Origin of the sequence: Lysobacter soyae (assembly GCF_019551435.1) — a bacterium.
GTDB lineage: Bacteria > Pseudomonadota > Gammaproteobacteria > Xanthomonadales > Xanthomonadaceae > Solilutibacter > Solilutibacter soyae.
In genome coordinates, this window is record NZ_CP080544.1 from 1,988,074 (window position 1) to 2,001,643 (window position 13,570).

The 13,570-nt window shown below is 59.7% G+C and carries 12 protein-coding genes; 9 read left to right on the forward strand and 3 right to left on the reverse strand.

Annotated elements, in window-relative coordinates:
• Positions 1-146: 146 nt before the first annotated feature.
• From H8L67_RS09625 to H8L67_RS09635, 3 genes are read left to right on the forward strand one after another with little or no spacing between them, the layout of a single operon-like run.
• A complete protein-coding gene (locus tag H8L67_RS09625) occupies positions 147-1,409 on the forward strand; it encodes a sensor histidine kinase (protein WP_220379636.1) in 1,263 nt (420 codons plus the stop codon).
• Positions 1,402-2,190 (forward strand): LytR/AlgR family response regulator transcription factor, encoded by a 789-nt coding sequence (locus H8L67_RS09630; protein ID WP_220379637.1) that lies wholly within the window; start codon positions 1,402-1,404, stop codon positions 2,188-2,190. The genes H8L67_RS09625 and H8L67_RS09630 overlap by 8 nt, the downstream gene beginning before the upstream one ends.
• A gap of 27 nt (positions 2,191-2,217) precedes the next feature.
• The gene (locus tag H8L67_RS09635) at positions 2,218-2,583 is read left to right on the forward strand and encodes a hypothetical protein (RefSeq protein WP_220379639.1); all 366 of its coding nucleotides are present in this window, start codon (positions 2,218-2,220) and stop codon (positions 2,581-2,583) included.
• 165 nt (positions 2,584-2,748) lie between these two features.
• On the opposite strand, the gene groL is transcribed toward H8L67_RS09635, so the two are convergent.
• A complete protein-coding gene (groL, locus tag H8L67_RS09640) occupies positions 2,749-4,389 on the reverse strand; it encodes a chaperonin GroEL (RefSeq protein WP_220379640.1) in 1,641 nt (546 codons plus the stop codon).
• Positions 4,390-4,425: 36 nt separating this feature from the next.
• Positions 4,426-4,713 (reverse strand): co-chaperone GroES, encoded by a 288-nt coding sequence (gene groES, locus H8L67_RS09645; protein WP_220379641.1) that lies wholly within the window; start codon positions 4,711-4,713, stop codon positions 4,426-4,428.
• Between the two features lie 225 nt (positions 4,714-4,938).
• Here groES and recQ point away from each other — a divergent pair, with 225 nt between their 5' ends.
• The 6 genes from recQ to accC all read left to right on the forward strand — a co-directional run bounded on the left by recQ (position 4,939) and on the right by accC (position 12,227).
• A complete protein-coding gene (recQ, locus tag H8L67_RS09650) occupies positions 4,939-6,762 on the forward strand; it encodes a DNA helicase RecQ (RefSeq protein WP_220379642.1) in 1,824 nt (607 codons plus the stop codon).
• A 78-nt stretch (positions 6,763-6,840) separates the two neighbouring features.
• Positions 6,841-9,207, forward strand: coding sequence for a protein-disulfide reductase DsbD family protein (locus H8L67_RS09655; protein WP_220379643.1), 2,367 nt, complete (start codon positions 6,841-6,843; stop codon positions 9,205-9,207).
• A complete protein-coding gene (locus H8L67_RS09660) occupies positions 9,204-9,815 on the forward strand; it encodes a TlpA family protein disulfide reductase (protein WP_220379644.1) in 612 nt (203 codons plus the stop codon). Before H8L67_RS09655 ends, H8L67_RS09660 begins: the two co-directional genes overlap by 4 nt.
• 86 nt (positions 9,816-9,901) lie before the next feature.
• Entirely contained in the window at positions 9,902-10,345 is a 444-nt protein-coding gene (aroQ, locus tag H8L67_RS09665) for a type II 3-dehydroquinate dehydratase (RefSeq protein ID WP_220379645.1), read from the forward strand.
• Positions 10,346-10,366: 21 nt separating this feature from the next.
• A complete protein-coding gene (gene accB / locus H8L67_RS09670) occupies positions 10,367-10,840 on the forward strand; it encodes an acetyl-CoA carboxylase biotin carboxyl carrier protein (RefSeq protein ID WP_220379646.1) in 474 nt (157 codons plus the stop codon).
• A gap of 19 nt (positions 10,841-10,859) precedes the next feature.
• Positions 10,860-12,227 (forward strand): acetyl-CoA carboxylase biotin carboxylase subunit, encoded by a 1,368-nt coding sequence (accC, locus tag H8L67_RS09675; RefSeq protein WP_220380813.1) that lies wholly within the window; start codon positions 10,860-10,862, stop codon positions 12,225-12,227.
• Positions 12,228-12,285: 58 nt separating this feature from the next.
• Here accC and H8L67_RS09680 read toward each other — a convergent pair whose 3' ends face one another.
• Positions 12,286-13,422, reverse strand: a complete 1,137-nt coding sequence (locus H8L67_RS09680; protein WP_220379647.1) for a hypothetical protein — start codon at positions 13,420-13,422, stop codon at positions 12,286-12,288.
• Positions 13,423-13,570: the final 148 nt, after the last annotated feature.

Sequence of the window (13,570 nt, forward strand, 5' to 3'; positions counted from 1 at the left end):
CTGGCCACGCGCGCCGATGTTTGCCCAACGGCTCATCCCTGACAATGGCAGCTTCATGCCGGCGGCCGGGCGTTTCGTCATTCCCCCGATGACAGGACGCCGCCATCGCGCCAAGCTCGGCCCTGAACCACATTGCGAGTCCCATCATGTTCAAGAGTCTTCTGTTTGTGTTGCGCATCGCCTTGGCGTGGGGAACAGCGATATTCCTGGCGGTTGTCACCTATTCGTCTTTGCCGTTCTTTGGTAGCTTCGAACTGCCTGCGGTGCTCTTCACCCTCATCACGTCGGCATTGGTGTTGGCCGGGGCTTTCTCGCACATCCGTCGCGTCAAGCTGATCGCCGGAACGGTCAATCGTGACACGCTGTCAAACCGTCAGAAACGTCAGATTGAAATTCCATTCGAAGCCGGCGAAGCCTTCGATTTGCTGGATGCGGCTGTGCGTGAATTGCCCGGCGTTGAGCGCATCCAAAGCGCGCGTGACAGCCTGCAGATCAAGGCGAAGGTGGCGCGCCCCGACACCTACGGCGAAGACGAATTACCGCGCTGGAATCCGCTCCGTTGGTTCGGCCAGCCGCGCAATCAATTGCAGGCGACCGTCACACCGGCCGGCGACAGCGGCAGCGTCACCTTGATTTGCGAGCCCGACCATCCCGCCTGGCGTGACTGGTTCCTTGTGGATGACGGTACCAACTTCGAAAACGCAGAAGCGATCGTGCGCGCACTCACCCGCCGCATCGGCGAACGACGTCGCGGTGAACGTACCCACGCCGAACAAACCGCAACGGAAAAAGAGCTCACAGAAGCCAAGCTGCACCTCCTTCACGCACAAGTCGAACCGCACTTTCTCTACAACACCTTGGCCAGTGCGCAATTGCTCACGCGCAGTGATCCGGCGCGCGCCGAAACCATGTTGGGCCACTTGATCCAGTACTTGCGTCGCTCTCTGCCTGATGCGGGCGACGGCATGTCCACCTTGGGTGCCGAACTCGAACGCGCCTTGGCCTATTTGGAGATTCTGAAAATCCGTATGGGCGAGCGGTTGAACGTCCAAGTGGATGTGCCGGATGCGCTGCGTGGCACGGCGATTCCCGCGATGATGCTGCAGACTTTGGTTGAAAACGCCATCAAGCACGGCTTGGAGCCGCGCACCGGCGGCGGCACCGTGTGGATTCGTGCGCGCCGCAGCGAGGAAGGCGTGGCCGTGACGGTGGCCGATGACGGTGAAGGATTCAACACGAAAACGGCGGGCACCGGCATCGGTCTGAAAAATATCCGCGAGCGTCTGCGCTTGCGCTTCGCCGGCGCCGCCAGTTTGTCAGTCATTGCCAACTTTCCTTCGGGTGTTGCCGCGACCTTGATGGTTCCCGCGTCGGCCGACCCGCAAAACGGAGACAGCGGTCATGCATGATCCCAACGTCGCCAGCACACCAACTTGTGTGGTGGCCGAAGATGAAACCTTGTTGCGACATGCATTGGTGTCCGAGCTCGCGCGGGCTTGGCCTGGCCTCTCAGTCGTCGCCGAATGCGAAGACGGCGCCAGTGCCTTGGAAGCGATTGCGGAACATCGTCCCGACGTCGCCTTTCTTGATATACGCATGCCCGGCCTGACCGGCATGGAGGTCGCCGCCGCTGCGGCTGAAGCCAGCCCCGAAACGCATATCGTGTTTGTCACCGCGTACAACCAATACGCGATCGAGGCGTTTGACCAAGGGGCGGTCGACTATTTGTTGAAGCCGGTTCAACCGGAGCGACTCGACGCCACTGTGGCGCGGCTGCAAGCGCGGAGCACACAGCCGGATCTTGCCTCACTCAAAGCATTACTCAAGCGCCTGGATGCGGCGCCCGGTGCAGCGGGTACACCGGAGCCGCTGACCTGGCTCACGGCCAGTGCCGGCCGCGAAACGCGTTTGGTTCTGGTCGAAGACGTCGTCTATTTTCGTGCCGACCAGAAGTACACCACGGTGGTGACCGCGGAGGGCGAATCCCTCTTGAGGACGCCGCTGCGGGAATTGTTGCCGCGACTGGATCCGAAAGTCTTCAAACAGATCCATCGCTCGACCATCGTCAATATGCGCGCCATCGCCGGCGTGATTCGCGATGAATCGGGCAGAGGCACCGTGCGTCTTCGCGGTCGCGACGAAACACTGCACATCAGCCAACCCTTCATGACCTTGTTCAAGACCATGTAAGACGCCGCGCGTCTTCGGAGAAATGACATGAACGCGATCGCACAACTCTTTGCCTTGGCACAATTTCTGTTGACGCTGGCCGGTTGTTCGCCCGGCGCCACGGAATTCAGCAACAAAATTTTGAGCACCCAGGGCGCGACCCTCTACAGCACGGCTGCCGACAACGAAGGCGAGGCGAAATTTGTCTGCCGCGAAAGCAGCAGCGGGCAATGCCATTACACCTTGTATGCGTCAGCCTGCACCGATGCCGAGGCGTGCAAGGAGAAGCCGTTGCAGACCTTCGTCCTGCAGCGGGGTGAATCAAAAGCATTGCGCGGGATCGCCAAGTTCCATCCTTGCGTGGCCTTGGATGCGAAGCCGGTGGGGCCGGATTGCCGGGAATTGATGCCATGACAAGCGCAGGCAAACTGCATTATTGATCTCGTCTGCGAAGCGCCCTCATCCGGCCCCTTTGGGGCCACCTTCTCCACTTTGTGGAGAAGGGAGGAAAAAGAAAACCCCCGCGATGGATTGCGGGGGTTTTTGTTTTGCGGTGTTGCTTGAAGCGTTGGGGCTGGATTAGAAATCCATACCGCCCATGCCGCCCATGCCACCGGCGCCCGGCATGGCCGGTTCGTCTTTCTTCGGCGCTTCGGCAACCATGGCTTCGGTGGTGATCATCAAGCCGGCGATCGACGCTGCGTTTTGCAACGCGGTGCGGGTGACCTTGGTCGGATCCAAGATTCCGGATTCAACCATGTCGACGAATTCACCGGTCGCCGCGTTGTAACCGAAGTTACCCGTGCCTTCTTTCACCTTGTTCAAGATGACCGACGGTTCTTCACCGGCGTTGGTGACGATTTCGCGCAACGGTGCTTCCATCGAACGCAAGGCGATTTCGATACCGTGGTTCTGGTCTTCGTTGATGCCCTTCAGACCCTTGATGGCCGTCAGTGCACGCACCAAGGCGACACCACCGCCCGGAACGATGCCTTCTTCAACGGCAGCGCGGGTGGCGTGCAGCGCGTCTTCAACGCGAGCCTTCTTTTCCTTCATTTCGATTTCGGTGGATGCACCGACCTTGATCACGGCAACGCCGCCGGCCAACTTGGCCACGCGCTCTTGCAGTTTTTCACGGTCGTAATCCGAAGAAGTTTCTTCGATTTGCGCCTTGATTTGCTTGATGCGCGCTTCGATGCCCGTACCTTCGCCGGCACCATCGATGATGGTGGTGTTTTCCTTCGACACTTGCACCTTCTTGGCGCGGCCGAGGTCCTTGATCGTGGCCTTTTCAAGCGACAAGCCGACTTCTTCCGAAATCACGGTGCCGCCGGTGAGAATGGCCATGTCTTCCAACATCGCCTTGCGACGGTCGCCGAAGCCCGGTGCCTTGACGGCGCAAACTTTGACGATGCCGCGAATGGTGTTGACGACGAGCGTTGCGAGGGCTTCGCCTTCCACTTCTTCGGCAACGATCAACAGCGGCTTGCCGGCCTTGGCCACGCCTTCGAGGACGGGGAGCAAGTCACGAACGTTCGAGATCTTCTTGTCGTGCAAGAGGATGAACGGGTCGTCGAGTTCTGCCGACATCGATTGTTGGTTGTTGACGAAGTACGGCGACAGGTAGCCGCGGTCGAACTGCATGCCTTCGACGACGTCGAGTTCGTTGTCGAGACCCGAACCTTCTTCAACCGTGATCACGCCTTCTTTACCGACTTTCTTCATCGCGTCGGCGATGATGTTGCCGATCGATTCGTCGGAGTTGGCCGAGATGGTGCCGACTTGGGCGATTGCCTTGTCGTCGGTGGTCGGCTTGCTCATCTTCTTGAGTTCGTCGATGGCAGCGGCGACGGCTTTGTCGATACCGCGCTTGAGGTCCATCGGGTTCATGCCGGCGGCCACACCCTTCATGCCTTCGCGGATCAGCGCGGCAGCCAGAACGGTGGCGGTGGTGGTGCCGTCACCGGCGTTGTCGGAGGTCTTGGAAGCGACTTCCTTCACCATTTGTGCGCCCATGTTTTCGAACGCATCGGCGAGTTCGATTTCCTTGGCGACGGACACGCCGTCCTTGGTGATGGTCGGGGCGCCGTAGCTCTTTTGCAGAACAACGTTGCGGCCCTTCGGACCCAGCGTGGCCTTGACGGCGTTGGCGAGCACGTTGACACCGCGCACCATGCGCGAACGTGCGTCTTCACTAAAGCGAATATCTTTTGCAGCCATGATCTTGATTCCTTATCTAAATGCTTGAGTGAACAATCAGCCGACGATCGCGAGGATGTCGTCTTCCTTCACAACCTTGTATTCGGTGCCTTCGTGCTTGTAGGCGCTACCGGCGTATTGGCCATAAATCACCTTGTCGCCGACCTTGACGGTCATGGGACGGGTGTTGCCGTTGTCAAGCGCCTTGCCCGGGCCGACGGCGACCACTTCACCTTTGGTGGGCTTTTCTTTGGCGTTGTCGGGGATCAGGATGCCACCGGCAGAGAGTTCTTCGGCTTCGACAGGCTTGACGACGACGCGGTCGTAGAGCGGCTTCAGGTTCATGGATATACTCCGCAAGTTATTGATTGGTATGAAAAAACATGCCGATTTTAGCAGTCTCATGTTGAGAGTGCCAATCTCGGCGGAACGGCCCCCCTCACAGGGATGCCTATGTAATGGGGCCTTCGTTTGCCCTTTCAAGACCCTCAGGAAAAGAATGTTTTCCCGACCGCGCACCGGCCGGATTTCCTTTGGGCAGGGCGCCGATCGGGTGCTAGGCTCCTCGCCATGAAATCCGTTCAAGACGCCGCCAACGACTCCGCGCTAGATGTGTTGCGCAGTGTTTGGGGCTATCAGACCTTCCGGGGGCGCCAGCACGCCATCGTCAACCATGTCGCCGCCGGCCTCGATGCCTTGGTGCTGATGCCGACGGGTGGCGGAAAGTCACTGTGCTATCAAGTCCCAGCCCTCCTGCGTCCGGGCTGCGCCATCGTGGTCTCTCCGCTGATTGCCTTGATGCAGGATCAGGTCGAAGCGCTGCACCAGCTTGGCATTGAAGCGGCGTATTTGAATTCAAGTTTGCCGGCCGGCGAGGCGTATGCCGTTGAGCAGCGTTTTGTGTCGGGCGATTTGAAACTGTTGTACGTGGCACCCGAACGCTTGTTGACGCCGCGTTTCTTGGACCTTGTCGCGCGCGCGCCGGTGTCTTTGTTCGCGATTGACGAAGCCCATTGCGTGTCGCAATGGGGGCACGATTTCAGGCCCGAGTATCGACAGCTGACGATGCTGCACAAACGTTGGCCGTCAATTCCACGCATCGCGCTGACCGCCACCGCCGATCCCGCCACACAAGAGGAAATCATCGAACGCTTGCAATTGGATGATGCCGAGCAGTTCTCCAGCAGCTTCGACCGACCCAACATCCGCTACACCATTGTCGAGAAAAACGATGCACGCCGGCAGTTGCTCGACTTTCTCGACGGGCATGCCGGTGAGTCCGGCATCGTCTATGCGATGTCCCGGAAAAAAGTCGAAGACACGGCCGCGTTTTTGCGAAGCAAAGGCTATAACGCCTTGGCGTATCACGCCGGCATGGATACGGAAACGCGCGCGTTACATCAGCGCCGGTTTTTGCGCGAAGACGGCATCATCATGGCGGCGACCATCGCCTTCGGAATGGGCATCGACAAGCCGGATGTCCGATTTGTCGCCCACGTGGATCTGCCGAAATCGGTCGAGGGCTATTACCAAGAAACCGGTCGTGCCGGCCGCGACGGCGAACCAGCCGAAGCGTGGATGGCCTATGGCTTGGGTGATGTCGTCAATTTGCGCAAGATGATCGAAAGCTCCGAAGCGGATGATTCGCGCAAATGGATGGAGCGTCGCAAGCTCGACAGTCTATTGGGCTACTGCGAAACGCTGGGCTGCCGTCGCCAACGCTTGCTGGCAAGCTTCGGCGAAGTGATGGCCAATCCTTGCGGGAATTGCGACAACTGCCTCAATCCGCCGGAAGCTTGGGATGCCACCGAACCCGCACGGATGGCACTGAGTTGTGTCTACCGTTGCGGTCAACGCTTCGGTGCCTCCCACCTGATTGATGTGCTGCGGGGCGAACGTACTGAACGCATCCTCCAGTTGGGTCATGACACCGTCAGCACCTTCGCCATCGGTCGGGATATCGATTCGAATACTTGGCGCAGTATTTTTCGCCAATTGGTATCGCACGGATATCTGGAGACCGACACACATGGCGGTCTGCGGTTGGCAGAGGCTTCACGTACGCTCTTGAAGGGCGAACAAACGCTGCAATTGCGCCGCGAGCAAGCGCGAGTCCGCCGTCAGCGACGTGCCGCACTGTCGAACCCGAACTCGCCGGATGCCTGGATGTCCGCCGATGCCCGCCTCTTATTTGATGCGCTGCGCGCATTGAGAACCGAGTTGGCGCGCGCCCAGAGTGTGCCGCCCTACGTGATCTTCCACGACAAGACCCTGCGGGAAATTGCCACCTCCCGGCCCGAAAGCCTGTCTGCCCTAGGGACCATCGAGGGCATCGGTCCGAGAAAATTGGCGGAATATGGCAATCAGGTGCTCGACCTGATTTCGGCGAATTGAACGCGAAGGTGAATGAACCATCAGGACGCTGGCAGGTCGAAGCCTGCGACGCGTGAAGCGCCTCCTTACAATGGTCGAATGAACCGAATTGCACGTTTGAGTTGGAATCCGCGCCGCGACAACGGGCGCGCCACCGGTGTCTTGCACTGGGTTTGTGCCTTGCTTTTGGCATTTTCGGCCGCCGGCGTGTCGGCGCAGACGACGCCGCAGGATTTGCCGCCGGTCGACAGTGTTTTCAAACTTCAGACGGAAGCCGGCACTGATGGCAGCGTTCATCTTCGCTGGACGATTGCGCCTGGCTTTTATCTTTACAAGCACCAATTCAAGTTCAGCACCACCGCACCCGGCGTGACCTTAGGCAATGCCAACATTCCGGCCGGCAAGAAACATCATGATGAGTTCTTCGGCGACGTCGAGACGTATCGCCAACAAGTGGCCATCACGATTCCGGTGACAGCCCCCGCGGGCACCGCCGCCATCCCGATTCGGGTGAAGTATCAAGGCTGCGCCGATGTCGGTGTCTGTTATCCGCCGCAAACGCGCAACCTCACCGCGAGCCTCGGCCCCACCAAGGAACCCCAGGCGGATTCGGGTTTCCAAGCGCTAGCCGGAAAATTCGGCGCCACCGCGAATCCGCTATCGGCGGCATCCGGAAAAGCGGCACCTCTCCCGCCAGCGCAAGCCTTCAAGGCGGATGCCATTGCTGATGGCGGTGATCGCTTGCTGATCCGTTTCATTCCGGCGCCGGGCTATTACCTGTACAAAAATCAAACGCGTTTCAATTTGAAAGCCGAGGGCATCAGCATCAGCGCGGTGCAATGGCCGAAAGCCACGCTGCACCGTGACGAACATTTCGGCAATGTGCCGGTGTACTTCAACGAAATCGATGTGCCGGTGTTGCTCAAGCGCAACCACCCGCGCGCGACGCAGGTTGCGCTGCAGATCGAATTGCAAGGCTGCCAAGACAACGGCATTTGCTACGAGCCGATGCAGCGAAGCTTCACGATTGCCCTGCCTGCTGCCGGCGAAACCACGCAAACGAAGGCCGATGAAACAACGGTGGAGACGGCCGCACCCGCAGTCGATGCCGCGACCGCCACGGCCGCATTGCCGGTGAAGGTCGAAACCGCACCGACGGCAGCCGACACCAAGCCAACGACCGATGCGGCGCCGCAGCCTGCCACGTCACCGTCGGCCTTGGAGAGTCTCTCGATTTGGAAGGCCGTGTTGCTCGCCCTGCTCGGCGGGCTCATTCTCAACCTCATGCCCTGCGTGTTGCCGGTGTTGTCCATGAAGGCGGTGTCGATTGCGCAAGCAGGCAACGATCGTGCGGCGTTGCGCCAGCACGTCTTCGCCTATGCCAGCGGTGTCATTTTGAGCATGTTGGCTTTGGGTGGACTGGTGTTGGCGCTGCGCGGATTGGCATCTCAGGGCGGCCTGGCTTGGGGCTTCCAGATGCAACAGCCGGCGGTGGTCTTGGTCTTGGCACTGTTCGTCCTCGCATTCGGTTTGTCGCTTTCGGGCGTTTGGCAGGCCAACTTTGTGTTGCCGAATGCCGCGCAGCGCGCGGTCACCGCGCAGGGACTGAAAGGCGATTTCGCCACCGGCGTGTTGGCGGTGGTTTTGGCCACGCCGTGTACCGCGCCGTTTATGGGCGCAGCGTTGGGCTATGCGTTTTTCGCGCCGCCCCTGCAAGCGGCGATGGTGTTCGTTGCGCTTGGCGTCGGCTTGGCATTGCCTTTCCTGCTCATCGCCTGGATTCCCGCGCTTGGCCGTTTGATTCCGAAGCCCGGCGCCTGGACCGACACCTTTAAGAAGGTCATGGCGATTCCGATGTATGCCACCGTCGCGTGGTTGGTTTGGCTGTTGTTCCAACAACGTGGGGGTCTCGCGGTTGCGGTGTTTGCGCTCGCCGCCATCGGCGTCGTCTGGGTGTTGCGCGATGCAGGCAGGCCGCATGCTTCAACGCTTCGCCGCTGGTTGCCGCGCTTGCTCGCACTCGTCGTGGTTGCAGGATTGGCATTCACTTTGCAAAGCATGCGCTCGCAAAAATCGTTGGCATCGGACTCAGCCGTACACGTTCTTCCGAATGGCTTGAAGGCCGAACCGTATTCGGCGCAACGTCTGCTGGCGCTGCGCACCGAGGGGCGCGTTGTATTTGTCGATGTCACCGCCGATTGGTGCATCACCTGCAAGGTGAATGAACGCGCGGTGTTGTTTACGCCCGCGTTCAAAACGATGTTCGAACAGCACAACGCGGTGTACATGATTGCCGACAACACCGATCCCGATGAAGCCATCGGCGCGTTCCTGCGCACGCACAAAGCGGTGGGTCTGCCGCTGTACGTGGTCTATCCGGCGAATGGCGGCGAAGGTCGCGTACTCCCCACCGTTCTGACTCAAGGCATGGTGGCGGATGCGCTGACCGCGGCGGGCGCACGATGAAAGACAGCGGCTACGGCCACCTAAAGGTGGTGATGGCGGCCGTTGCCGGTGCCGTCATTGCCCTGCTCGCCGCCGTCTTGGTCGATCCCAAACCGTGGCTGCTCGAATCGAGTGCCGGTCAACGCATGTTGCAAGCGTTTCTGGATTGGCGTGCGCCAGTGGTGCCCGGTGCGCACCGTGTGCGCGAAGGCGACACCGTGCGTGACCTCTCCTTGTTCACGCTGGATGGCAAACCGGCCGGGCTTGACGCTCATTTGGGCAAAGGCTTTACGGTCGTCAACCTTTGGGCCACCTGGTGCGGCCCTTGCTTGAAGGAGCTGCCTGCGCTGGAAGCCTTCGCCAACCGACGCCCGAACGCAAAGCTCATCGCCATTGGTATGGACGAACATGCGGCGGTCAAAGATTTCCTGTCGCGACGCCCGAGCAAGATTCCGCAATTGTTGGCGGCCGAACCGCCCGCGTTTACGCCCGGGCAATTGGGTAATCCGGCCGGTGTCCTGCCCTATTCGGTGTTGCTCGATGCCAAAGGTCGGGTGATTGCACGCAGAACCGGAGTTTTCCACTCGGCAGAAGACATCACGCGGTGGGTGGAATCGGCCACGCGTTGAAGCCACGCCTAGGGCCGCATTCTCCGAACGTGTGCGTATCTTCGGCGAACTGGACAGGAACCCCTGCATACCGCAAACTTCGCCACATGCCACAGATGCTCGTCCTGCACGGCCCCAATTTGAACCTGCTCGGCGAGCGGGAGCCGGGGATCTATGGGCACACCACGCTGTCAGAAATCAACGCGTCGCTTGAAGACGCCGCCGATCGTGCCGGCATCACCGTCGAATGCCTGCAATCGAACCAAGAATCCGCATTGGTTGATCGCATCCAAACAGCGCGCTCGGACGGCACCCGTTTCATCCTGATCAATCCGGCCGCTTATACACACACGTCTGTCGCCATTCGCGACGCATTGGCGGCCGTTGCCATCCCTTTCATAGAAGTTCACTTGTCCAACCCGCACGCGCGCGAAGCGTTTCGTCGCCAAAGCTACTTCAGCGATCTCGCCCATGGCGTGATCTGCGGGTTCGGCGCCCAAAGCTACACGTTGGCCTTCGAGGCCGCGTTGGCTCACCTGCATACATCTTAAAAAAACCCGGGAGCGTTCCAGATGGATCTTCGCAAGATCAAGAAGCTGATCGACCTGTTGGAGGAATCCAACCTCAACGAGATTGAAATCAAAGAAGGCGAAGAGTCGGTTCGTCTGTCGCGCGGTGGCGTGCATGGTGCGCCGATGCACTTCGCGCCCGCGCCCGTGCAAGCTGCCGCCCCCGTCGCGCCGATGCCGATGGTCTCGCCGGTCGAAGCCGCAACCGGCGGTGCCGCACGTCCGGGACCGGATCTTCCGCCAGGCACGGTGGTGCGTGCGCCGATGGTCGGCACCTACTACGCCTCTCCGGCGCCGGACAAACCGCCCTTCGTCACCGTGGGCCAAGCCGTGAAGCCGGGCGATACGCTCGGCATCATCGAGGCAATGAAAATGTTCAACCCGATCGAAGCCGAAGTCGCAGGCACGGTGCTTGCCATCCAGTGCGAAAACGGTCAGCCGGTCGAGTTCGACCAACCCATGTTCGTGATTGGCTGAGCGGGAGAGCATCATGCCAATGCTGGACAAAGTTGTCATTGCCAACCGGGGCGAGATCGCGCTGCGCATTTTGCGCGCGTGCAGCACGCTGGGTATTCGCACGGTGGCGGTGCACTCGACCGCCGACCGCAATTTGAAGCACGTCGCCATGGCCGACGAATCGATTTGCATCGGTCCTGCACCTTCGTCGGAAAGCTATCTCAATATGCCGGCGATCATTGCCGCGGCTGAAGTGACCGACGCGCAAGCGATCCACCCGGGCTATGGCTTTCTTTCAGAGAACGCTGATTTCGCGGAACGCGTTGAGCAATCCGGTTTCATCTTCATCGGCCCCAAAGCGGACACCATCCGTTTGATGGGGGACAAGGTGGAGGCCATTCGCGCCATGAAGGCTGCGGGCGTGCCCTGCGTGCCGGGCAGTGGCGGCCCCTTGGGCGACGATGCCGAAACCAATATGAAGATCGCGCGGGAGATCGGTTATCCGGTCATCGTGAAAGCCGCCGGTGGCGGCGGTGGCCGCGGGATGCGCGTGGTGCATACCGAAGCCGCCTTGATCAATGCCATTGCGACCACCCAAACCGAAGCGAAAGCCGCGTTCGGTAACGACATGGTCTATATGGAGAAATTCCTTGAGAATCCGAGGCACGTTGAGATCCAGGTGCTGGCGGACGGCCAAGGCAATGCCATCCATTTGGGTGAGCGTGATTGCTCGATGCAACGCCGCCACCAAAAAGTGGTGGAAGAAGCACCGGCACCGGGCATCAGTGATGAGCAGCGCGCCGAGATCGGCAAGGTCTGCGTCGAAGCCTGTATCCGTATCGGCTATCGCGGCGCGGGCACTTTCGAGTTCCTTTACGAAAACGGCCGTTTCTACTTCATCGAAATGAACACCCGCATCCAAGTCGAACATCCCGTGACTGAACTTGTCACCGGTATCGACTTGGTGAAAGAGCAATTGATGATCGCGGCCGGCCAGAAGTTGTCGATCAAGCAAGAAGATGTGGTCTTGCGCGGTCACGCCATCGAATGCCGGATCAATGCCGAAGACCCGGAAAGCTTCCTGCCGTCTCCCGGACTCATCCAACACTTCCATGCACCGGGCGGCCCGGGTGTGCGCGTCGACTCGCATATCTACGAGGGCTACCGCGTCCCGCCGAATTACGATTCGATGATCGGCAAGCTCATCGTGCATGGCCCGGATCGCGAAACCGCCATCGCACGCATGCATGTCGCGCTCTCGGAAATGGTGGTGGATGGCATCAAGACCAATATCCCCCTGCAGCAACGCATCATGCGTGACCAAGGGTTCCGTGCCGGCGGCCAGAACATCCATTACCTGGAAAAACGCTTGGCCGAGCGCAAAGGCAAGACGCTCAACATCGGCTGATTGTTTCAACAGTCCGAAACGAATAACGGCGACCGAAGGGTCGCCGTTTTTTTATGTGCTACGACACAAAGCGAAACCACACATAGAGGATGATCAGCACCCCGACCACGCCAACGCTGATGAACGTGTTCCGTTGTGTTTTTCTTGCCTTGATCGCCAGTTGTTGCTTCAAGCCCGCGACGTCGGCCGAGTCCGCCAGATTTCCGGGCATCACCGAAGCGAAGAGTTGTTGCAGTTCGGGTTCACCGGCTTGCCGCGCCACCGCCGCCTCCAATTGCTGGTCGAGTCGGGCGAACGCCGCTTCGCGTTGGGCGTGTTCGGCACGTTGCAACTTCAACTTCAGACCGCTGGCTTCGAAATCATCGTATTGCGACCAGCCGCCATTGATTGCCATATGCAGTGCATTGACGCGTTCCTGCCATGCCGGCGCAGCATCTTGTTGACCGAATTTCACATGCGTTTGAACCCAAGGCAGCCATTGGGATTCTGCGCGGAAGCCGGAGAGCACAGGGCCATCGTGCGCGGCCGCAATGCGTCGCGACAAGGCCTCGAAAATGACGAGTAAATCGGTATCGATGAATTTCAGGCTGTAATGCAGGATTCCCTGTTTTTTTAGACGCCAGCGTCCGAGTCCGGACACGCGATCCACATGCTGTTCGGGTCGCGCCAGACGCAGATGCAGGTAATGATGCGTTTGTCCTTTCACCGTCACGCCGAACAAGCGGACACCTTCGATCTCCCGCCAAGGCAGCAGGCGTTGACCCGGCCCGGTGAATCCCATCGCATCGATCCGCAGATAAGGTGAGTGCCGCAGCATCGACCAAGGAATCAGCACGGCAACAGCGACGCCGGCAAGCACCGCTAACGGCCAACCCTTGCGACCCAAACCCAGTATCTCGTCCACCACCGGCAATGCCATCACCGCGGCCACCAAACCGAAGAAGATCGCCAGCGCAATGATTTTTCCGGGCTGACGACGCACTTCAACCGGTGCTTCGGCGGGTGGCAACGGGATCACGCCTTCCGGCACGATGATCTTCGGCTTGCGGTCGACGCGCCATGCCACAACCCAACAGGTCGCACCCGCCAAGAGCGCCATCATGGCACCCAAGGGGCGCGCGGCGAACGCCATCAAACCGGCACCGATCAACACGGTGCCGATGATGATCAGCATCAGCGCCAATAACTTTTTCAAAGTTTCTCCCCAAACCCACATGTTTTCCGGAGGCCAATTTGTAGCAGATAACTGTGCAAGGGTGACAAACATCATGTGTTTGTCATGACGTCGTCCACTCAAAGTGAATGACGGGCCATTCCAGAATGACCTCACTTCAACGGGGAAG